21 protein-coding genes are annotated in these 20,606 nt (G+C 73.4%); 11 read left to right on the top strand and 10 right to left on the bottom strand.

Annotated elements, in window-relative coordinates; translation table 11 throughout:
• The first annotated feature begins 6 nt into the window (after positions 1 to 6).
• The 9 genes from AB0924_RS03580 (at position 7) to AB0924_RS03540 (ending at position 8,622) form a co-directional block, all read left to right on the top strand.
• On the top strand, positions 7 to 555 hold the full coding sequence (locus tag AB0924_RS03580; RefSeq protein ID WP_358932168.1) for a YciI family protein: 549 nt from the start codon (positions 7 to 9) through the stop codon (positions 553 to 555).
• Positions 556 to 716: 161 nt separating this feature from the next.
• A complete protein-coding gene (locus tag AB0924_RS03575) occupies positions 717 to 2,132 on the top strand; it encodes an MFS transporter (protein ID WP_366910548.1) in 1,416 nt (471 codons plus the stop codon).
• A 77-nt stretch (positions 2,133 to 2,209) separates the two neighbouring features.
• Entirely contained in the window at positions 2,210 to 3,238 is a 1,029-nt protein-coding gene (gene argC / locus AB0924_RS03570) for an N-acetyl-gamma-glutamyl-phosphate reductase (protein WP_366910547.1), read from the top strand.
• Positions 3,239 to 3,350: 112 nt separating this feature from the next.
• Complete coding sequence (gene argJ, locus AB0924_RS03565) at positions 3,351 to 4,526, top strand: bifunctional glutamate N-acetyltransferase/amino-acid acetyltransferase ArgJ (RefSeq protein WP_366910546.1); 1,176 nt, start codon at positions 3,351 to 3,353, stop codon at positions 4,524 to 4,526.
• Positions 4,523 to 5,431 carry an acetylglutamate kinase gene (gene argB / locus AB0924_RS03560; RefSeq protein ID WP_358932173.1) on the top strand — a complete coding sequence of 303 codons (909 nt, stop codon included), beginning with the start codon at positions 4,523 to 4,525 and terminating at the stop codon, positions 5,429 to 5,431. The genes argJ and argB overlap by 4 nt, the downstream gene beginning before the upstream one ends.
• The gene (locus tag AB0924_RS03555; RefSeq protein ID WP_358932175.1) at positions 5,428 to 6,627 is read left to right on the top strand and encodes an acetylornithine transaminase; all 1,200 of its coding nucleotides are present in this window, start codon (positions 5,428 to 5,430) and stop codon (positions 6,625 to 6,627) included. Before argB ends, AB0924_RS03555 begins: the two co-directional genes overlap by 4 nt.
• Before the next feature lie 7 nt (positions 6,628 to 6,634).
• Positions 6,635 to 7,180 carry an arginine repressor gene (locus AB0924_RS03550; RefSeq protein ID WP_358932177.1) on the top strand — a complete coding sequence of 182 codons (546 nt, stop codon included), beginning with the start codon at positions 6,635 to 6,637 and terminating at the stop codon, positions 7,178 to 7,180.
• A gap of 97 nt (positions 7,181 to 7,277) precedes the next feature.
• Complete coding sequence (locus AB0924_RS03545; protein ID WP_358932179.1) at positions 7,278 to 7,865, top strand: RNA polymerase sigma factor; 588 nt, start codon at positions 7,278 to 7,280, stop codon at positions 7,863 to 7,865.
• Positions 7,855 to 8,622, top strand: a complete 768-nt coding sequence (locus AB0924_RS03540; protein ID WP_358932181.1) for a zf-HC2 domain-containing protein — start codon at positions 7,855 to 7,857, stop codon at positions 8,620 to 8,622. The genes AB0924_RS03545 and AB0924_RS03540 overlap by 11 nt, the downstream gene beginning before the upstream one ends.
• Before the next feature lie 33 nt (positions 8,623 to 8,655).
• On the opposite strand, the gene AB0924_RS03535 is transcribed toward AB0924_RS03540, so the two are convergent.
• The 8 genes from AB0924_RS03535 to AB0924_RS03500 all read right to left on the bottom strand — a co-directional run bounded on the left by AB0924_RS03535 (position 8,656) and on the right by AB0924_RS03500 (position 16,663).
• A complete protein-coding gene (locus AB0924_RS03535) occupies positions 8,656 to 9,528 on the bottom strand; it encodes a serine/threonine-protein kinase (RefSeq protein ID WP_366910545.1) in 873 nt (290 codons plus the stop codon).
• A complete protein-coding gene (locus tag AB0924_RS03530) occupies positions 9,525 to 11,360 on the bottom strand; it encodes an ABC transporter ATP-binding protein (protein ID WP_358932185.1) in 1,836 nt (611 codons plus the stop codon). The genes AB0924_RS03535 and AB0924_RS03530 overlap by 4 nt, the downstream gene beginning before the upstream one ends.
• 77 nt (positions 11,361 to 11,437) lie before the next feature.
• The gene (locus AB0924_RS03525) at positions 11,438 to 11,659 is read right to left on the bottom strand and encodes a hypothetical protein (protein ID WP_358932187.1); all 222 of its coding nucleotides are present in this window, start codon (positions 11,657 to 11,659) and stop codon (positions 11,438 to 11,440) included.
• Between the two features lie 89 nt (positions 11,660 to 11,748).
• Positions 11,749 to 12,489 (bottom strand): FAD:protein FMN transferase, encoded by a 741-nt coding sequence (locus AB0924_RS03520; protein WP_358932269.1) that lies wholly within the window; start codon positions 12,487 to 12,489, stop codon positions 11,749 to 11,751.
• Positions 12,490 to 12,544: 55 nt separating this feature from the next.
• A complete protein-coding gene (locus tag AB0924_RS03515; RefSeq protein ID WP_366910543.1) occupies positions 12,545 to 13,369 on the bottom strand; it encodes an FMN-binding protein in 825 nt (274 codons plus the stop codon).
• A 17-nt stretch (positions 13,370 to 13,386) separates the two neighbouring features.
• Positions 13,387 to 14,769, bottom strand: coding sequence for a ferredoxin reductase family protein (locus AB0924_RS03510; protein WP_358932191.1), 1,383 nt, complete (start codon positions 14,767 to 14,769; stop codon positions 13,387 to 13,389).
• A gap of 59 nt (positions 14,770 to 14,828) precedes the next feature.
• A complete protein-coding gene (locus tag AB0924_RS03505; protein WP_366910542.1) occupies positions 14,829 to 15,299 on the bottom strand; it encodes an FMN-binding protein in 471 nt (156 codons plus the stop codon).
• 11 nt (positions 15,300 to 15,310) lie between these two features.
• Positions 15,311 to 16,663, bottom strand: coding sequence for a ferredoxin reductase family protein (locus AB0924_RS03500; protein WP_366910541.1), 1,353 nt, complete (start codon positions 16,661 to 16,663; stop codon positions 15,311 to 15,313).
• Between the two features lie 195 nt (positions 16,664 to 16,858).
• Here AB0924_RS03500 and AB0924_RS03495 point away from each other — a divergent pair, with 195 nt between their 5' ends.
• Together AB0924_RS03495 and AB0924_RS03490 are read left to right on the top strand one after the other, a co-directional pair.
• A complete protein-coding gene (locus AB0924_RS03495; protein WP_358932197.1) occupies positions 16,859 to 17,599 on the top strand; it encodes a response regulator transcription factor in 741 nt (246 codons plus the stop codon).
• On the top strand, positions 17,596 to 19,059 hold the full coding sequence (locus AB0924_RS03490; RefSeq protein ID WP_366910540.1) for a HAMP domain-containing sensor histidine kinase: 1,464 nt from the start codon (positions 17,596 to 17,598) through the stop codon (positions 19,057 to 19,059). The genes AB0924_RS03495 and AB0924_RS03490 overlap by 4 nt, the downstream gene beginning before the upstream one ends.
• Here AB0924_RS03490 and AB0924_RS03485 read toward each other — a convergent pair.
• Together AB0924_RS03485 and AB0924_RS03480 are read right to left on the bottom strand one after the other, a co-directional pair.
• Entirely contained in the window at positions 19,046 to 19,747 is a 702-nt protein-coding gene (locus AB0924_RS03485) for a L,D-transpeptidase family protein (protein WP_366910539.1), read from the bottom strand. The genes AB0924_RS03490 and AB0924_RS03485 overlap by 14 nt on opposite strands.
• A gap of 3 nt (positions 19,748 to 19,750) precedes the next feature.
• Entirely contained in the window at positions 19,751 to 20,338 is a 588-nt protein-coding gene (locus tag AB0924_RS03480) for a pyridoxamine 5'-phosphate oxidase family protein (RefSeq protein WP_366910538.1), read from the bottom strand.
• Between the last annotated feature and the right edge of the window lie 268 nt (positions 20,339 to 20,606).

Here is a 20,606-nt window from a genome sequence, read left to right as displayed (position 1 = left end):
CGCGGCATGGAGTTCTTCTGCCACCACCGTGACCGGCCCGGCTCCGAGGCACTGCGCGACGAACTGCTGGAGGAGCACTGGTCCTACATGGACCGGTACGCGAAGGAACTGATCGCGCGCGGCCCGACCTTCGGCGCCGACGGCGAGACGCCCACCGGCAGCGTGCACATCGTCGACCTGCCCGATCCCGCCGCCGCCCGCGCGTTCGCCTTCGACGAGCCGAACCACCAGGCCGGCGTGTACCGGGATGTACTGCTGCGCCGGTGGCGCAACCTGCTGGGGCGCACCATGTGGGACTTCCCCGGTGGCCCGGCCGGCGGCAACCGGTACCTGGTGCTCGGGCTCGGCCCCGGGCGGGCCACCGGGCCCGCGGTGCCGCCCGGCCGGGACGACCTGATCGCGTTCGGGCCGCTGCTGTCCGACGACGGTGCCACCTGGCTGGGTACGGCCGCGCTGGTCCGGGCCCAGGACCCGGACGACGCCCGTGCCGTCCTGGCCGCGGGCGAGTACGCCGCCGTGGAGGTCCACGACTGGGAGTTCGGCGGGCGGCGGTGAGGAACCCGCGGCGGCCGCGCGCCGGGCCCGCGGCCGACCGCGTCCGGTTGGCCCGTCCGGGGAACCCGGGCCGCCCGGCGGCCCGGGTTCCCCGGACCGCCTGCCGCCGCCGCCTAGCATGCTCAGCGCCCAGGGATTCCGGACAGGACGGGGTCGGCGACATGCCCTTCGCGGAGTCCGCCGGTGGCGGTGAGCCCGGCGCCCCGGGCCCGGCGGCCGCGCCGCGCTCCTCGGCACCGCTGCTGGCCGTGTGCGCCGGGTACTTCATGGTCATCCTGGACGTCACGATCATCAACGTGGCGGTGCCCGTGGTGGGCCGGGAACTGCGCGCCTCGCTCACCGGCATCCAGTGGATCACGGACGGGTACACCCTGGTCTTCGCCGGATTCCTGATGACCGGGGGCGCGCTGGGCGACCGGCTGGGCAACCGGCGCGTCTTCCGCGCGGGCGTCGGCGTGTTCACGGCGGCCTCGGCGGCGTGCGCGTTCGCGCCGGACGCCCCCTTCCTGGTCGCGGCCCGGCTGGTGGAGGGACTCGGCGCGGCCCTGATCGTGCCCGGCTCCCTCGCGCTGCTCCAGGAGGCCTATCCGGTGCCGGCGGCCCGCTCACGCGCCTTCGGGCTCTGGGGGTCGATGGCCGGCATCGCGGCCTCCGCCGGGCCGCTGCTGGGCGGGCTGCTGGTGTCCACGGCAGGCTGGCGCTGGGTCTTCCTGATCAACCTGCCGGTCGGCCTGGTCTGCCTGGTGCTCACGTCGCGGTTCGTCGCGCCGTCACCGCGGCACCCGGACCGGGCCCTGGACTGGCCGGCGCAGTGCGCCGTCGTGGCGGCGGTGGCCCTGCTCACCGCCGCGCTGAACGAGGCGGGACGGCGCGGCTGGAGCGACCCCGCCGTGCTCGCCGGTCTGGCCCTGGCCGTGCTCGCCGTCGCGGCGTTCGCGTTGCGCGAGCGGCTCGCCCGCTCTCCCGCCCTGCCGCTGGGGCTGCTGCGCTCCCGCGCGATGAGCGGCGGTGCCGCCGTCGGACTGCTGTTCAACTTCGGCTTCTACGGCATGGTCTTCACCGCCAGCCTGTACTTCCAGCACCAGCGCGGCTTCAGCGCCCTGCGGACCGGGCTGGCCCTCTTCCCCGCGGTGGCGATGACGATGTTCGCCTCCGTGCTGTCCGCCCGGCTGACCCGCCGCACCGGCGACCGCCCGCTGGTGGTCACCGGCATGCTCCTGGGCGCCCTCGGACTGGCCGGCTGGGCCGCGGCTGGACCCGACCCGGCTTACCCGCTGCTGGTGGCCCCGATGATGGCCACCGGATTCGGCACGTCCTTCGCGCTCACCGGCTCGACCGCCACCGTGATGGGCGCCGCGCCCCCGGCCTACGCGGGCGCCGCCTCCGCCCTCTTCAACACCACCCGCCAGATCGGCAGCGCCACCGGGGTCGCCCTGGGCGGCAGCCTGCTGGCCACCAGCCCCGACTACGGCACCGGCCTGCGCACCGCCATGGCCATCGGCGCCCTCGCCTACCTGTCCGCGGCCGCCCTCGCCTGGCGGTGCGTCCCGGCGGGGGTGGCTCCTCGCGTCCGGTGACGGTCCCCGGAACGCGGAAGACGATTGCATAAACGTGCAGCGATACGTATAGTCATGCCATCCAGAGGAGGGTGGACATGGCGGTACGTGCGGCGGTGGCCGGAGCGAGCGGCTACGCGGGCGGTGAGGTCCTGCGGCTGCTCCTCGCGCACCCCGAGGTCGAGATCGGTGCCCTGACCGGAAGCTCCAACGCCGGCCGGCGGCTCGGCGCGCTCCAGCCGCACCTGCTGCCGCTGGCCGACCGGGTGCTGGCCGAGACCACGCCGGAGAACCTCGCCGGGCACGACGTCGTCTTCCTGGCCCTGCCCCACGGGCAGTCCGCCGCCGTCGCCGAGCGGCTCGGCCCCGACGTCCTCGTGGTCGACATGGGCGCCGACTTCCGGCTGAAGGACCCGGCCGACTGGGAGCGGTTCTACGGCTCCCCGCACGCCGGCACCTGGCCCTACGGCCTCCCCGAACTGCCGGGTGCCCGCGCCGCGCTGGAGGGGTCCAAGCGCATCGCGGTACCCGGTTGCTACCCGACCGCCGTCTCCCTCGCCCTGTACCCGGCCTACGCCGCCCACCTCGCCGAGCCCGAGGCCGTGGTCGTCGCCGCGTCCGGCACCTCCGGCGCGGGCAAGGCGCCCAAGCCGCACCTGCTCGGCAGCGAGGTCATGGGCTCCATGACGCCGTACGGCGTCGGCGGCGGCCACCGGCACACCCCCGAGATGATCCAGAACCTCAGCGGGGTGGCGGGGGAGCGGATCTCGGTCTCCTTCACCCCGACCCTCGCGCCGATGCCGCGCGGCATCCTCGCCACGTGCAGCGCCAGGGCCGTCGCCGGGGTGACGGCCGAGTCCGTCCGCGCCGCCTACGAGAAGGCCTACGCCGACGAGCCATTCGTCCACCTCCTCCCCGAGGGGCAGTGGCCGGCCACGGCGTCCGTGTACGGTTCCAACGCCGTGCAGGTGCAGGTCGCGTACGACGCCGCCGCGGGCCGCGTCATCGCGATCAGCGCCATCGACAACCTGACGAAGGGCACCGCGGGCGGCGCCCTGCAGAGCATGAACATCGCCCTGGGTCTCCCCGAGACCACGGGACTTTCCACGATCGGAGTCGCACCGTGAGCGACGCACGTGCAGCCGCCGGGCCGCAGACGACGACGATGGCCGCACCGCCGCGCCGCGCGGGCGACAGTGACATCAGCCGCTACCGCGGCGGGGCGAACAAGGAGATGCAGTGAGCGTCACGGCAGCCAAGGGATTCACGGCGGCGGGCATCGCCGCCGGGATCAAGGAGAACGGCAACCCGGATCTGGCCCTCGTGGTCAACGAGGGGCCCCGCCGTGCCGCCGCCGGCGTCTTCACCTCCAACCGTGTGAAGGCCGCCCCGGTGCTGTGGTCCGAGCAGGTCCTCAAGAGCGGCCAGGTGTCGGCCGTGGTGCTGAACTCCGGCGGCGCCAACGCCTGTACGGGCCCCAAGGGCTTCCAGGACACCCACGCCACCGCCGAGAAGGCGGCCGAGGTGCTCGGCCGGGGCGCCATCGAGGTCGCCGTCTGCTCCACCGGACTGATCGGCGTGCTGCTCCCGATGGACAAGCTCCTGAAGGGGGTGGAGACGGCCGCGGGCGCGCTCAGCGAGCACGGCGGCGAGAAGGCCGCCATCGCCATCAAGACCACCGACACCGTCCACAAGACGTCCGTGGTCACCAGGGGGTCCCCCCGGACGGAGTCTGGGCGAGGATGGACCGTCGGCGGCATGGCCAAGGGCGCCGGCATGCTCGCGCCGGGCCTCGCCACCATGCTGGTCGTCCTCACCACCGACGCCGACCTCGGCGGCGAGGTGCTGGACAAGGCCCTGCGCGCCGCGACCCGGGTCACCTTCGACCGCGTCGACTCCGACGGCTGCATGTCCACCAACGACACCGTGCTGCTGCTCGCCTCCGGCTCCTCCGGCATCACCCCCGGGTACGACGAGTTCGCCGAGGCCGTCCGGCAGGTCTGCGACGACCTCGGCCGGCAGCTCATCGGCGACGCCGAGGGCGCGGGCAAGGACATCAAGGTCGAGGTGATCAACGCCGAGACGGAGGACGACGCCGTCGAGGTCGGCCGCTCCATCGCCCGCAACAACCTGCTCAAGTGCGCGATCCACGGCGAGGACCCCAACTGGGGCCGCGTCCTGTCCGCCATCGGCACCACCAAGGCCGCCTTCGAACCGGACCGGCTGAACGTCGCCATCAACGGCGTCTGGGTCTGCAAGAACGGTTCCGTGGGCGAGGACCGCGAGCTGGTCGACATGCGCTACCGCGAGGTGCACATCGTCGCCGACCTCGCCGCGGGCGGCGAGACCGCGACCATCTGGACCAACGACCTGACCGCCGACTACGTCCACGAGAACAGCGCCTACTCCTCATGACCACGACGCGGAAACACACGGCACTGCCCAAGGCCCAGATCCTCATCGAGGCCCTGCCCTGGCTGACCCGGCACCACGGCAGAACCGTCGTCATCAAGTTCGGCGGCAACGCCATGGTGGACGAGGACCTGAAGGCCGCCTTCGCCCAGGACGTCGTCTTCCTGCGCCACGCCGGTCTCAAGCCGGTCGTGGTGCACGGCGGCGGTCCGCAGATCAGCGCCGCCCTCGACCGGCACGGCATCGTCAGCGAGTTCAAGGCCGGCCTCCGGGTCACCACCGAGGACGCCATGGACGTCGTACGGATGGTGCTCGCCGGGCAGGTGCAGCGCGAGCTGGTCGGCCTGCTCAACCAGCACGGGCCCCTCGCCGTCGGCCTGACCGGCGAGGACGCCCACACCATCACCGCCACCAAGCACCAGCCCGAGATCGACGGCGAGCTGGTCGACATCGGGCGGGTCGGCGAGATCACCGAGATCGACACCGGCGCCATCGAGGCACTGCTCGCCGACGGCCGCATCCCGGTCGTGTCCTCGATCGCCAGGTCACAGGACGACGGACATGTCTACAACGTCAATGCTGATACGGCGGCTGCGGCACTCGCTGCGGCACTGGGGGCCGAGACCCTCATGGTCCTCACCGACGTCGAGGGCCTCTACGAGGACTGGCCGAACTCCGACGAGGTGATCAGCCGCCTCACCGCCTCCCAGCTGGAGAAACTGCTGCCGGAGCTGTCCGCGGGCATGGTCCCGAAGATGGAGGGCTGCCTGCACGCGGTGCGGGGCGGTGTGCGCACCGCCCGCGTCATCGACGGCCGGGTGCAGCACTCGATCCTGCTGGAGATCTTCACCGACGAGGGCATCGGCACGATGGTCGTGCCCGACGAGACCGAGGGGGAGCAGTCATGACGGGCAACCAGGAGCTGACCGCGCGGTGGCAGGGCGCGCTCATGAACAACTACGGCACCCCCCGGCTGCCCCTCGTGCGCGGTGCGGGCGCCCGGCTGTGGGACGCCGACGGCAAGGAGTACCTCGACTTCGTCGGCGGCATCGCCGTCAACGCGCTCGGCCACGCCCACCCGGCCGTGGTCGAGGCCGTCAGCCGGCAGATCGGCTCCCTCGGCCACGTCTCCAACCTGTTCGTCGCCGAGCCGCCGGTGGCCCTCGCCGAGCGCCTGCTGCAGCTCTTCGGCCGGGACGGCAAGGTCTACTTCTGCAACTCGGGGGCCGAGGCCAACGAGGGCGCCTTCAAGATCGGCCGGCTCACCGGGCGGACCCACATGGTCGCCACGCAGGGCGGCTTCCACGGCCGGACGATGGGCGCCCTCGCGCTCACCGGCCAGCCCGGCAAGCAGCAGCCCTTCCTGCCGCTGCCCGGCGACGTCACCCACGTCCCGTACGGCGACGCGCAGGCGCTGGCCGCCGCGGTGACCGAGGAGACGGCCCTCGTCGTCATCGAGCCGATCCAGGGCGAGAACGGGGTCGTGGTGCCCCCGGCCGGCTACCTCAAAGCGGCCCGCGCCATCACCGCCGCCACCGGCGCGCTGCTGGTGCTGGACGAGGTGCAGACCGGCGTCGGACGGACCGGCAACTGGTTCGAGTACCAGGCCCACGAAGGCGTCCTGCCGGACGTCGTCACGCTCGCCAAGGGGCTCGGCGGCGGGCTGCCGCTCGGTGCCACCGTGGCCTTCGGGCGCGCCGCCGAACTGCTCCAGCCCGGTCAGCACGGCACCACCTTCGGCGGGAACCCGGTCGCCTGCGCCGCCGGACTCGCCGTCCTGGACACCATCGCGGACGAGGGACTGCTGGAGAACGTCAAGCGGCAGAGCGAGAAGCTGCGGGACGGAATCGAGGCCCTGGGCCACCCGCTGATCGATTGTGTCCGGGGCGCGGGCCTGCTCCTGGGTATCGTGCTCACCGGGCCGCACGCGCCACAGGTGCAGCAGGCGGCCCAGGAGGCCGGGTTCCTGGTGAACGCGCCCGCTCCCGACGTCGTACGGCTCATGCCGCCGCTGAACCTGCGCGACGACGAGACGGGTGCCTTGCTGCGGGCACTGCCCGGCATCCTCGACGCAGCCGACGGGGACGGACGATCCGGGGAATGAGAAGACGATGAGCCAGGCGCAGGACCACGAGCAGGCGGCGGGTGCCGGACCCGCCGTCCCGCAGACCCGCACCGCCCGCCACCGCCGGATCGTGGACATCCTCAACCGGCAGCCGGTGCGGTCCCAGAGCCAGCTCGCCAAGCTGCTCGCCGACGACGGGCTGAGCGTCACCCAGGCGACGCTCTCCCGGGACCTCGACGAGCTGAACGCGGTGAAGATCCGCAACAACGACGGCGACCTGATCTACGCGGTGCCCAGCGAGGGCGGTTTCCGCACTCCGCGCGCCCCGCTGGGGGAGTCGGCGAAGGAGGAGCGGATGCGGCGGCTCTCCCAGGAGCTGCTGATCTCCGCCGAGGCCTCCGCCAACCTCGTGGTGCTGCGCACCCCGCCGGGCGCGGCCCAGTTCCTCGCCTCGGCGATCGACCAGGCCGAGCTGCACGACATCCTCGGCACCATCGCGGGCGACGACACACTGCTGCTGATCAGCCGGAATCCGGACGGCGGCCAGGCGCTCGCGGACCATCTGCTGCGGCTGGCGCAGAACGGGGTGTGACCCGCGTGCGGGCCCCGGCCGACCGGCGGACAATGGCCGTGTGATCTTCCGGAGCCGGGGCGCAATCCCCAGGCGTCGGCCGGCCGTATACAGAGGTGTGTCGGGTTACGGGACACCGGTGGACCGCCTTCCGGACGAGGCTCTGCTGTCCGGGCTGTCCACCGGTGACCAGGAACTCGCCGTCGCCTTCGTACGGAGGTTCCAGCACAGGGTCTTCGGTGTCGCGATGGCCGTCACCGGTGATCCGCAGCTCGCCGAGGACATCGCCCAGCAGACGTTCGAGCGCGCGTGGCGTCACGCCCAGATCTACGACTCGCGCCGCGGGTCGGTCACGACCTGGCTGACGACCATCGCGCACAACCTCGCCATCGACGCCGTCCGCGCCCGGCGGACGCAGGCGGTGGCGCCCGAGGACCTCGAGGCGCTCCTGGGCGTCGTCACCGAGACCCCCGAGCGGTGGGCGCTGGCCGACGAGGCCTCGTCCCAGCTCCGGGCCGCCCTGGCGCGGCTGCCGCGGGAACAGGCGCGTGCCCTGGTGATGGCGGGTGTCTACGGAATGACGGCCCAGCAGATCGCCGACCGGGAGAAGATCCCGCTGGGCACCGCCAAGACGCGGATCAGGGCGGCCATGGGCAAACTGCGGACCACCCTCGCGGCTCCGAAGCGAGGCGACCATGTCCAGTGAGGTGACCTGCGGGCGACTGCGGGAGCTCGGTGCCGAGCTGGCGCTGGGCGTGCTCGACGGCCGCGAGCGCGCCGCGGCCGTCGCGCATCTGGACGGCTGCGCGGAGTGCCGCGAGTACGTCGAGCACCTGACCCTGGTCGGCGACCGGCTGATCGGCCTGCTGCCGGACCGTGAACCGCCGCTGGGCTTCGAGACCCGGGTGGCGCGCGCCCTGACCCAGGACGTCACCGCGTACGAGGGGCGCCCGCCCATGCGGGCGTCCGCTCGTGAGGGGCTGCGCGGCCGGGCCCGGCGGGTCCGGCTGCGGCTCGCGTCGGTGGCGGTCGCGTTCGCCGTCGCCTTCGGGTTCGCCGGCTGGGGGATCGGCACCGCCATCGAGGAGGTCACGGCCGCGCCCGCGGCGCCCGCCGGGACCGAGACCATGCTGGTCGGCGATCTGACCTCGGCCGGGTCCGGTGCCCGGCCCGCCGGCGAGGTCTACGCCCACCCCGGGAGCCCCGGCTGGGTGTTCATGTCCGTCGATCTGACGGCCCCCGGCGCCGTGTACGACGGCAAGGTCACCTGTCTCCTGGAGCGCTCCGACGGCACGACGGTCCGGCTCGGCGAGTTCCCGGTGCACGAGGGGCGCGGCGCCTGGGGCGTGGCGGCTTCCATCGATCCGGGAGCGGTGTCGGGCGCCCGCCTGACCGCCCCGGACGGCACCGTCCTCGCCACGGCCCCGCTGCAGACCGGCCAGGTCCGCACCGGCGAGGCGTGAACCCGGGCGACCGTACCGCCCTGAGTACCCGCCTCAGCCGCGGGCGCCGGGCCGGGCGGAGCCGAGGGCGGCGGACAGGTCGGTGAGCGTGGGCCGGGCCGGCGGACCGGGACGCAGGCAGGCGTCGACGGCGGCGGCGAGGGCGGGCGGCAGGCGCCGGCGGGAGGCCACCGGCGGGGCTGTCCGCTCCAGTTGGGGGCAGCACCTTCCGTCCGGGTCCCCCGTGCTGTCGTCGCGGCCGAACGGCGGCTCGCCGCAGGCCACTTCGAACAGGGTGACGCCGATGCCCCACACGTCGGCGGCGGTCGTGAGCGGGCCCCCGCGGGCCTGCTCCGGGGCCAGGTAGCGGAGTGTGCCCACGCCCGCGGGGGCCGGGCCGGGAGGCCGCGCGACACTCAGGTCCAGCACCTTCGCGAACCCGCGGTCCACCACCACGTTGGACGGCTTGAGGTCCAGGTGCAGCAGGCCACGGCGGTGCAGGTAGTGGACGGCGGAGCACAGCTGGACCCCGAGGAGCGCCACGTCGGCGGCGGACGCCCGGTGCCGCAGCCGGCGCACCAGGTGGGACAGCGTCTCCCCGGTCAGCGTCTCCAGGACCACGAGCGGCTCGGGCGACTCGAAGGTCTCGTAGCCGCGGACCAGATGCGGATGGCTGAACTCCCGCAGCCACCGTCCCTCCCGCAGCAGCCGCTCGCCCAGCCCGGCCTCGCCCCGCCGGTCCGGACGCAGCACCTTGATCACGCACCGGCAGTCCCGCTCCTCGCTCCAGGCGTCGTGGACGTCCAGGCAGCGGGTGCGGGTCAGATGGCCCAGGATCTCGTAGCCGGGGACCGGCCGCGTGCCCGGTGCCAGGGCCGGGGCCGGCGCCGCGGCCGGGGCCGCTTCCCGGGCGGCGGGGGCGCTCATGAGGGCACCCGTCCCGGGGACGGTACGCCGTTCAGGGCGTTCAGCCGGTGGAGCCGAGCGTAGGCGCCGTCGCGGCCGAGCAGTTCGCCGTGGGCGCCCTGCTCGACGACCCGGCCGTGGTCCAGGACCACGATGCGGGTGGCGTCCTGGACGGTCAGCAGGTTGTGCGAGATCACCACGGTCGTCCGCCCGGCCATGAGCCGGCGCAGCGGGTCCATGATCCGCCGTCCCGAGCGGACGTCGAGGCCGGTGGTCGGCTCGTCCAGCACCAGGACGGGCGCGTCCCGGATCATCGCCCGGGCGATGGCCAGCCGCTGGCACTGTCCGCCGGACAGCGTCCGGCCCCGCTGGCCGACCAGCGTGTCGTACCCCTCCGGGAGCAGCTCGACGAACTCGTGCGCGTCCGCCGCGCGCGCCGCCGCGACGATCTCCGCGTCCGTCGCCTCCGGGCGGCCGTAGGCGATGTTCTCCCGCACGGTGCCGTGGAAGACGAGCGTCTCCTGCAGCACCACGGCGACGCTGTCCCGCACGTCGGTCAGGCTGAGCTCCCGCAGGTCCCTGCCGTCGAGGCGGACCGCTCCTCGGTCGGGGTCGTAGAAGCGCAGTTGCAGCTTGGCGATCGTCGACTTGCCGGCCCCGCTGGCCCCGACCAGCGCCAGCGTCTCACCGGGCGCCGCCTCGAAGGACACGTCCGACAGGGCCCAGGACCCGGTCCCGGGGTAGCGGAAGCAGACGCCGTCGAACTCCACCTCGCCGCGCGCCCGGCCGGTGCGCCGGGGGTGCGCGGCCTCGACGACCTGCGGCCGCTGGTCCAGCAGTTCGATGATCCGCTCGGCCGAGGCGGAGGCCGCGTAGAAGGTGGTGCCCAGGTGGGACAGGCCGCGGACCGGGCCGTAGAGCTTGCCGATCAGGGCCAGGAAGACCAGCAGGCCGCCCAGCGTGAGCTGTCCCTGGGCCAGTTTCCAGGTGCCGAGGCCCATCACCGCGATACCGCCGGCCACCTCGATGATCTCCACGACGGGTCCGTAGACGGCACGGATCCGGGCCGACGTCATCGCCGCCCGGAACCTGCCGAGGTTCTCCTTCTCGAACCGGCGCTCCTCCCACCCCTGCCGGTTGTACGCCTGCACCAGGGCGACGTTGCCCAGCGACTCCTCGGCGATCGCGCTGATCGAGCCGCTGCGCCGCCTGCGTTCCCGCGACGCCGCCTTGATCAGCCGCGAGAAGTGCCGGGCGGCACCCCAGAACAGCGGCACGATGGCGAGGGCGAGCAGGGTCAGGTCCCAGCGCAGGTAGAAGAGCAGTCCGAGGAAGACGCCCAGGCGGATCACGTAGTAGAGGACGTCCGCGACCCCGGAGAGCAGGAACGTCTCGACGGCGTCGACGTCACCGGTGACCCGGGACAGCACGTCGCCGAGCCGCCGGCGCTCGAAGAAGCCGAGCGACAGCCCCTGGACGTGCCGGAAGACGTCGGAGCGCAGGGAGAGCAGGAAGCGTTCGCTGACCCAGGTGGACGTCACGCTGTCGCCGAAGCCCAGGATCCCGGAGCAGAGGATGAGCCCCAGATAGACCGGCGCGATCCAGAGGAAGGGGCGCAGGTCCCGGGGGACGAGCACATCGTCCACGACGATCTTGAAGAGCCAGATCTCGGCCGCGTCCACGGCCGGCCCGGCCAGGCTGAAGAGGGTCAGGGGAACGAGCCAGCGCCGGCCGCCCCGGGTGTACGGCCAGAACCGCCGGAACACCTCACGCAGGGGCACCGGGGGCGCGGCGGCGACCACGGCGTCGGAGGTCTCGCCCACCGACAGCAGACGCCGCAGGAGGTGCGCCATGGCATGCGTTCCTCGGAAGTCGGCGGCGGGACGGACCGGGTCCTCCGGTCACCGGTCCGCCCCGCCTCGGGATGCGATCAGTAGCCGCCGTGGCCGCCGTGGCCGCCGTGGCCGCCGTGGCCATGGCCGTGCCCGTGGCCTTCACCGTGGCCGTGGCCGTGACCATGTCCGTGGCGGTCGCCGAAGTCGTGACGGTCGCCGTGGTCGTGGCCGAAGCCGTTCCGCGAGCCGCCGTCGAACGACGTGTCGTCGCCGTTGTCATGGCCGTTGGCCGGCATGAGATTGCTGAAGATGGCCATGCGTTCCTCCTGAATCTTGCTTCACAGGGGATACGGTCCATGGCTGGAGCCGGATGGCATTCGGAGGTAAAAAGACCAAAATTGAACTTTCAGCCCAGTCGGTCCGCCAGACCCCCGGTGCAGCGCACCTCGTCCCCGGCCGTGATCAGCAGGGCCTCCACGCCGGGCAGCGACTCCAGCCATGCCAGCCCCGCCCGCGACCCCATCGCGAACGCGGCCGTGGCCCAGCAGTCCACCCAGGTCAGCCTGGGGCCCACCACCGTCACCGAGACCAGGTCGGTGACCGCAGGGCGGCCGGTGCGCGGATCCAGGATGTGCGCGCCCCGCTCCGCCGTGCCGGACGTGGCCACGGACAGCTCGTCCACGCCCGCCGCCGAGATCACCGCGGCCAGCCCGCCCGGCCGGAGCGGGTCGGCCACTCCCACCCGCCACGGCCGATGCGCCTCCGGCGCGCCCAGCATCTGGACGTCGCCGCCGCCGTTCACGCTGACCCCGCACACCCCGTCCACCGCCGCCAGCAGCTGGGCGGCCCGTTCCGCCGCCCAGCCCTTCACGATTCCGGTCGGGTCCAGGTCGCCCCGGTACCGGGGACTGAACCAGCCCTCGCTGACCCGCTCCGCCTCGGCCGCCAGCTCCAGCACCTCGGCCACCTCGGGCGCGCACCGCGCCACGGTCAGCTCGCCCCGGGCCAGCCGGGACAGCTCGCTGTCCTCACGGTAGGTGGAGAACAGCGCGTCGGCCCGGTGCAGTACCGCGACCGCCCCGGCCAGCGCCTCGCGCACCGCGTCGGTCCGCCCGCCGCGGATGTCGAAGGAGAAGACGGTGCCCATGACCTCCTCCGCGTGCCGTACCGCGGCGGGGGCGTCGTCCGGCCCGGTCACCGGGTCAGCCACCGGCCTGGTCGAGCGCCGACTGCAGCGACTGCTTGTAGCCGGTGCTGGTGTAGGTCGCCCCGGACACCGCGTCGATGTCGGCGTTGCTGGCGGCCACGGCCTCCTGGTTGAGCTTCGGCACGGCGAGCGCGGTCTTCTGGCCGCTGACCCCGCCCTTGGGCGCCTGCACCGCCTCCGCCCGGGTGATCCTGCCCCCGCTGACGGTGATCCTGACCTGCACCGGGCCGTACTGCGTCTGCGCGACCCGGCCGGTGACGGTCCGCGCCTGCGCGGACCCCGAAGCACCCGAGGAACCGGCACCCGATCCGGCACCCGAACCCGCACCGGTACCAGCGCCGGAACCGGCCCCGGAGGACGACGCCTTCACCTTGTCCAGCGCCGACTGCAGCGACTTCTTGTACCCCGCGCTGGTGTAGGTCGCCCCGGAGACCGCGTCGATGTCGGCGTTGCCTGCTGCCACGGCCTCCTGGTTGAGCTTCGGCACGGCGAGCGCGGTCTTCTGGTCGCTGACCCCGCCCTTGGGGGCCTGCACCGCCTCCGCCTTGGTGATCTTCCCGCCCGCGACGGTCAGCCGCACCTGCACGGCCCCGTACTGGGTCTGCGCCGCGTCACCGGTGACGGTGCCCGCCGCCGCGCCACCGCCCTGCTGCCCGCCCTGCGGTGCCTGCTGCGCGGCCCCGCCCGCCTGCGCGGCGGCACCGGCGGCCGGCGCCGCGGCCGGGTCCGACGCGGGCTTCAGCGACAGCAGCAGCACGACTCCGGACACGGTGGCCGCGGTGGCCAGCACGACGCGCCGAATGGGGTGGCTCTTCCTCATCGCTTCGCAGCTCCCGCTCACATCTCGAACGACTCGTGGTGGATACGGCGCGCGGGGACTCCCGCGCCGCGCAGTGCCTCGTACACGGACTGCGCGAACCCGGGCGGCCCGCACATGAAGACGTCGTGGCGTTCGACGTCCGGGATCTTCCGCTGGAGGTTCTCCGCGGAGATGTCCGGCCGCTCACCGTCCGGGCTGTTGACCGCGTACATCAGGCGGGCGCCCCGCTCCTCGGCGATCGCGGCCAGCTCGTCCCACAGTGCCAGGTCCTGGGTGGTGTTGGCCCGGTAGAGCAGGGTGATGTCACCGGCCGCCCCGGGCAGCGTCTCGAACAGCGCCCGCATCGGCGTGATGCCGACCCCGCCCGCCACCAGCAGCACCTTGCCCCGGCTGCGCCGCTGCGCGGTGAGCGCCCCGTACGGGCCCTCCGCCCACACCCGGGTGCCGGGCGCCAGCTCGCGCAGCCGGGAGCTGTGGTCGCCGATCGCCTTCACCGTGATCCGCAGCATTTCGGGCCGGGGCGCCGCCGACAGCGAGTACGGGTGCGAGCTGAACCGCATCCCGGGGGCCAGGAACCGCCAGCGGAAGAACTGCCCCGCCTCCGCGCCCATCCGGTGCAGCTTCCGCCCGCCGATCAGCACCGACACGATGCCCGGCGTCTCCTCGATCACCGCCTCCACACGCATCCGGTGACGGACGTTCAGCCGGACCGGGGTGATGACGCGGTACCAGAGCACCAGCGCCGTGACGGCGCCGTACAGCCCGTACCAGAAGGTCTTGGCGACCGGCTCGACCGCGAAGTCGTTGCCGGTGCTGATCTGGTGCCAGAACGTCAGGAACACCGCCGCGTACGTCAGCAGATGCACGTGGTACCAGGCGTCGTACGGCAGCCGGCGGCGGATCCCGCCCACCGAGCTGACCCCGATCAGCACGAACAGACCCGTGCCGATGGCGGCCTTGCCCATGTCGGGGAGCTGGTTGACGGAGTCGACGGTCTGCTGCACCACGTCACCGAGCGACTTGCCCGCCTGCAGCGCGTAGCCCCACATGGTGAGGAACACGTGCGCCACGATGAGGCAGAGCGTGTAACGGCCGCTCATCGCGTGCCAGCGGGCCACCCGGTCGGAGCCGACCCGCCGTTCCAGCGCCGGTACCCGCGCCATCTGGAGCACGACCAGTGCCATCAGATAGCCGGCCAGCAGACCGGTGATGCGGCCCGCGTTCAGGATCCTGCCGTTGTTGTCCGCGATGGCCGGGGTGTTGTGCCACCAGAGCCACAGCACGGCGGCCGCGCCCGCCCAGACCGCGATCAGCAGCGGAACGGCCGGGGAGCGGCGCGGGCGGATGCGGCGCATCGTCTGGCGGCGGGCGGCACGTCCGCCTGCGAGCGTGGTGGTCACGGTTCCTCCGTGGGGACTTGACCCTTGGCCCAGAGATACGCGCCCCGTGCGCCGAGTGTTCAGAGGCCCGCCGAGTCCAGCGCGGACTGGAGCGACTGGCGGTAGCCGTCGCTGGTGTACGTGGCTCCCGAGACCGAGTCGATCCGCGCGCTCTGCGCGTCCAGCGCCTTGCGCCGCAACTGCGGGATGGCGTAGCTGTTGATCTCTCGGTCGCGCGGGTTCTCCGTCGGGTAGACGACCGCGGTGACGTCGGTGAGCTTGCCGCCCTTGATCGTCACACGCACCTGGACGGGACCCCAGCGGGTCTGGACGGAGTCACCGGTGACCGTTCTCGTCCCGGTGGCGGGCGCCTTCGTGGTCCCCGGGGAGGCGCCGGCGCTGCTGCTCGTCGGGGCGGGCGCGGGGGTGCCGGCGGCCGGCGCCGGGGCCGCGTGCGGCTTCAGCGACAGCAGCAGCACCATCCCGGAGACGGTGGCCGCGCTCGCCAGCACGATGCGGCGGAAGGGGCGGTTCTTGTTCAGCGCGTGCACGGAAGGAGACCTCACAGCTCGAACGACTCGTGGTGGATACGGCGGTCCGGCACCCGGGCCGCCCGCAGCGCCCGGTACACGTCCTGCGCGAAACCGTGCGGGCCGCATATGTAGACGTCGTGCCCGGCCAGGTCCGGGAAGGCCGCCCGCAGCGACTCGGCCGTGAGGTCCGGGCGCTGCCCGTGCGGCCCGTTGAGCGCGTACAGCACCCGGGCGCCGCGCCAGCGGGCGATCGCCTCCAGTTCGCCGCCGAGCGCCAGGTCCTCGACACCGCGGGCCCGGTACAGCAGGGTGACCTCGCCGGGCAGCGTCTCGAACAGCGCCCGCAGCGGGGTGATGCCGACGCCGGCGGCGATCAGCAGGGACCGGTGCGAGGTGGCCCGGTCGGCGGTCAGGGAGCCGTACGGGCCCTCCGCCCACACCCGGGTGCCCGGCCGCAGCAGCGGCACGGCGGCGCTGTGGTCGCCGAGCGCCTTGACCGTGATCCGCAGCAGGTCCGGGCGCGGCGGCGCCGACAGCGAGTACGGCGTGGACGTCCAGCCCATACCCTGTCCCAGGAACCGCCAGCGGAAGAACTGCCCCGGCCGTGCGCCGAGTTCGTCCAGGTGCCGGCCGCGCACGACGACCGAGTACACGCCCGGCGCCTCCTGGTGCACCGAGTCCAGCCGCAGCCGGTGCCGCCGGTTGAGCCGCACGGGCGCGAGGATCCGGAACCACACCACCAGGGCCGCCACCCCGAGGTACAGCGCGTACCAGAGGGCGGTCGCCACCGGCCTGCCGTTGAACTGGTCGCCCAGCGCGAGCTGGTGGAAGAAGGCCAGGAACACGGCCGCGTACGTCAGCAGGTGGACGTAGTACCAGAACTCGTAACCGGTGCGGCGCCGCGCGGCCCGTGCCGAGGTGATGCCGACCGCGAGGAGGATCACCGTGCCGGCGGTCGCCTTCAGCATGTCCGGGTAGTCCAGGACCACCGTCACCGTCTCGTGCCACAGTGAGGCCCGGTCCTGCGCCGCGTACCCGGCGAGGATGAACACCACGTGCGCGAGCAGCAGGCAGATCGTGTAGCGGCCGGCCATCGCGTGCCAGCGCGCCACCCGGTCCGAGCCGATCCGCACCTCCAGCAGCGGCACCCGGGCCATCAGCCCGACCAGCACCGCGCAGGCGTACCCGCACAGCAGCCCGGCGATCCGCCCGGCCCCGGTCAGCCGGCCGGCCGTGCCGACCACGGACCCGGTGTCCGCCCACCAGAGCGCGATCACGGCCGCCACCCCTGCCCACAGCGCGGCGAGCACCCAGCCCGCCGGGGAACGCCGCGCGGTCCCCGGCAGGGGCGGGGCCGCCCGCCTCGTATCCACGGTGGTCATCAGTGCCGTTCCCTTCGTCCGTCAGCCATGCCACTGTGCGGGCCGAAGTTCTGGGGCACCTCTGAAAACCCGCTTCGCAGGGGTCCCGGAGGGCTTTCTCAGAGGAATCTCAGGGAGCTGCCCGCCCGCTCAGAGGAAACTCAGAGCGGGCGGGGCGGACAGCCGGCCCCCCGAGGGGTGATGCTGGTAGACGCCATGAACACCACTCGCTCCGGCCGCCCCGCCCTCACCCGGCCCGACGGCACCCCGCTGCGCGTCCTCGTCGTCGACGACGATCCCGACCTCGCGGAGGTGCTGACCGGCGCCCTGCGCTACGAGGGCTGGGAGGTGCGCGCGGCCGGCGACGGCGCCGCCGCGGTCAGCGCCGCACGCGAACTGCTGCCCGACGCCGTCGTCCTCGACGTGATGCTGCCCGACACCGACGGCTTCGCCGTGCTGCGCCGTCTGCACGAGGTCAAGCCCGAGGTCTGCGTGCTGTTCCTCACCGCCCGCGACGCGGTCGAGGACCGCATCGCGGGCATCACCGCGGGCGGCGACGACTACGTCACCAAGCCCTTCAGCCTCGAAGAGGTCGTCGCCCGGCTGCGCGGCCTGCTGCGCCGGGCCGGCATGGCCCGCCAGCTGGAGGACGGGCCCCGGCTGGTCGTGGGCGACCTGGTCATGGACGAGGAGGCCCGCGAGGTGACCCGGACCGGTGAGCTGGTCGAACTCTCCCCGACCGAGTTCGAGCTGCTGCGCTTCCTCATGCGCAACCCGCGCCGGGTGCTCAGCAAGGCCCAGATCCTCGACCGGGTCTGGTCCTACGACTTCGGCGGCCGGGCCCATGTGGTCGAGCTGTACATCTCCTACCTGCGCAAAAAGGTGGACGCGGGCCGCGAACCCATGATCCACACGGTGCGCGGGGCCGGCTACGTACTGAAGCCGGTGACCCGGTGAGGGCCGTACGCCGGCTGCCCCGCCCCCGCACGCTGCGCGCCCGGCTCACCGTCGGCCTCGTGGTCCTGCTCGCGGTGAGCTGCGCCGCCGTGGGACTCGCCGCGGTCGTCGAGCTGAACGGCTTCCTGACCCAGCGCCTGGACGAACAGCTCGTCCAGGTCGGCACCCGGTTCCCGGAGAGCATGGAGCACGACGCGCCGCTCCCGGACCACGACGGCGACGAGCACGGCGACACCCGCCGCCAGGCCACCGGAACCTTCGGCGCCCGCCTCCTGAACGGCGAGGTCACCAACAAGGGCCTCATCCGCTCCGGCGACCCGTCCGCCGACCTGAACGTCGATCTGACGGCCGAGGACCAGCGGCGGCTGGCCCGGGTACCGGCCGACGGCCGCCCCCACACCATCGAGCTGTCCGCCCTGCACGACTACCGGGTGACCGCCTTCCCGGGCCGGGACGGGGACGTCCTGATCGTCGGCCTCCCGCTGGAGCCCGTCGAGGCGACCGTCCACCGCCTGGAACGGGTGGCGGGCGTCGTCTTCGGCCTCGCCCTCGTGATCACCGGCGTGGCCGGGGCGCTCTGGGTCCGCTGGTCGCTGCGCCCGCTCAGCCGGGTCGCCGCCACCGCCACCCGGGTCAGCGAACTCCCGCTCGCCAGCGGCGAGGTCGCCCTGCCGCCCCGCGCCCCGGTATCCGACCCGCGCAGCGAGGTGGGACAGGTGGCGGCCGCCTTCGACCGCATGCTGGGCCATGTCGAGGGCGCCCTGACCAAACGGCACGCCAGCGAGGAGCGGCTGCGCCGCTTCGCCGCCGACGCCAGCCACGAGCTGCGCACCCCGGTCGCCTCGGTCCGCGGCCACGCCGAACTGGCCCTGCTGCACCCCGGCCCGGTGCCGGCGGAGGTGCACCGGGCCCTGGAGCGCATCGCCGCCGAGTCCTCCCGCATGGGCGAGATGGTCGACGACCTGCTCCTGCTGGCCCGCCTCGACGCCGGCCGCCCCCTGGAGCGCCGCCCGGTCGACCTGACCCGGCTGGTGCTGGACTCGGTGACGGACGCCCGGGCCGCGGGACCCGGCCACCGCTGGACACTGGACCTGCCCGAGGAACCGCTGACGGTGACGGGCGACGCCCACCGGCTTCACCAGGTGCTGGCCAACCTGCTGGCCAACGCCCGGCTGCACACCCCCGACGGCACCGAGGTGACGGTGACCCTGACGGCCGGGGACGGCACGGCCCGCCTCTCGGTCCACGACGACGGCCCCGGCGTCCCCGAGGACGTGCAGCCGGGCGTCTTCGAACGGTTCACCCGCGCCGAGCACCGCCGCCGCGCGGACGCATCCGGCGGCGGCGCGGGGCTCGGGCTGTCGATCGTGGCGGCCGTGGTCGAGGCGCACGGCGGGAGTGTGGAGCTGGACAGCGAGCCGGGATCGACGACCTTCACGGTGCTGCTCAGTACCGCGTGACGGCCGTGGCGCCGTCCGCCGTCCCGATCGCGACATGCGGCTTGCGCGCAGGGTCCGCCCAGCTCAGGATCTTCCGCATCGCGTCCTCGGGCACGGACACACAACCCGCCGTCGCGGCCTTGCCGTTCACGTGCAGGAAGATCCCGGCGCCGCGCCCGCGCACCGGCCGGTCGTAGTTGAAGCCGATGACGAGCGCGTACCCGTACTGGGGATCGTAGGAGCTCAGTTTCTCGGACTGCGAGGCCCGGCAGTCGGCGGGCAGCGGCTCGGCCCAGCGGTTGTACGACGTGGAGTCGTTGTCCTGGCACCACCAGGAAGCGGCCGTCACCGGCCGGTACTCGACGCGGGTCCCGGCCGGGGCGGCCTTGATGCCGAAGCCGAACGGGATGCCGTACAGCCCGGTCGGCGTGGTGTTCGTGCCCTGCTCGCGCGTGCCGCCCTCCACCAGCCCGTTCGCCCCGAACCGGGCGGGAGCGGAACCGGCCTGCGTCCACTGCCCGTCCCGCAGGTCCCACCACGTCACCGTCCCCGACGTCGAGCCGGTGCCCGGTGCCGACGCGGTGATCAGCTGGGTGCCGCCGCCGGTGTCCGCCATCCGCGCGGGCAGCGGCTCCGGGCCGTGGCCGGGGGAGAGACCGAGTACGCAGACGGACGCGGACACGAGGGCGAGGACGACACCTTGGCGCATGGTTCAGACGCTAGACGGGGGGAGCGGCAACGGCAGCCCGGGTAGTCCGTCCAGGCTCGTCGCCACGTGCTCCTTCTTGGTGAAGTACGCGCTCAGCGAGGCGTCGTCCTCCCGCGCGAACCGCTTCCCGTGCAGGTCGCGGTCCTCCTCGTACGCCATGTGGGGAACGGCGTAGCCGCACGTGTCCCGGATCAGCTCCGCGTGCACGACGACGATGGCGCGCAGTCCGTGCGTGCTCGGGTCGATGTCCGGGAAGCGGGCGAGCAGAGCGGCGAAGCGCGGGTCGTCGCGGAAGACCGGCTCGCCCCGGCCGTGCACCCGGACGATGTTCGGCGGTCCCTGGAAGGCGCACCACATGAGGGTGATGCGGCCGTTCTCCCGCAGGTGCGCGATCGTCTCCGCGTTGGAACCGGCGAAGTCGAGGTAGGCGACGGTGAGTTCGTCCAGCACCGCGAAGGAGCCGCGCAGCCCCTTGGGGGAGAGGTTGATCGTGCCGTCGCCGGAGAGGGGAGCGGTGGCCGTGAAGAAGAGGGGCTGCTCCTCGATGAACGTCCGGAGCCTGCCGTCTATGCGTTCGTAGGTCTTTCCCATGTCCGTCGATTATCGACGCGATTCCTTCGCTTGTCTAACTAATTGCCGTTCGTGGTACGGGCTTTCGCCCGGCAGCGGCCACCCCGGCCGGCGTCTGCGGGGTGGCCGCGGCCGCCTGTCGCCTCACTACGTGAGCGTGCGGGCCGCGAGGGTGCCGAGGCGGGTGGGTCTGGTGGAGGTGCGGCCTAAGGCGATGGCGATGGCGATGCGGTCGATGGTGGAAGCGGGTCGCGGCGACCGGATCGGGCAACGCGGCGCCTGCGTTCGG

The sequence above is a fragment of the Streptomyces sp. NPDC047869 genome, assembly GCF_040704065.1.
Taxonomy (GTDB): domain Bacteria; phylum Actinomycetota; class Actinomycetes; order Streptomycetales; family Streptomycetaceae; genus Streptomyces.
The sequence above is the reverse complement of the archived record's forward strand: the minus strand, read 5'-3'. Positions and strand labels throughout refer to the sequence as shown.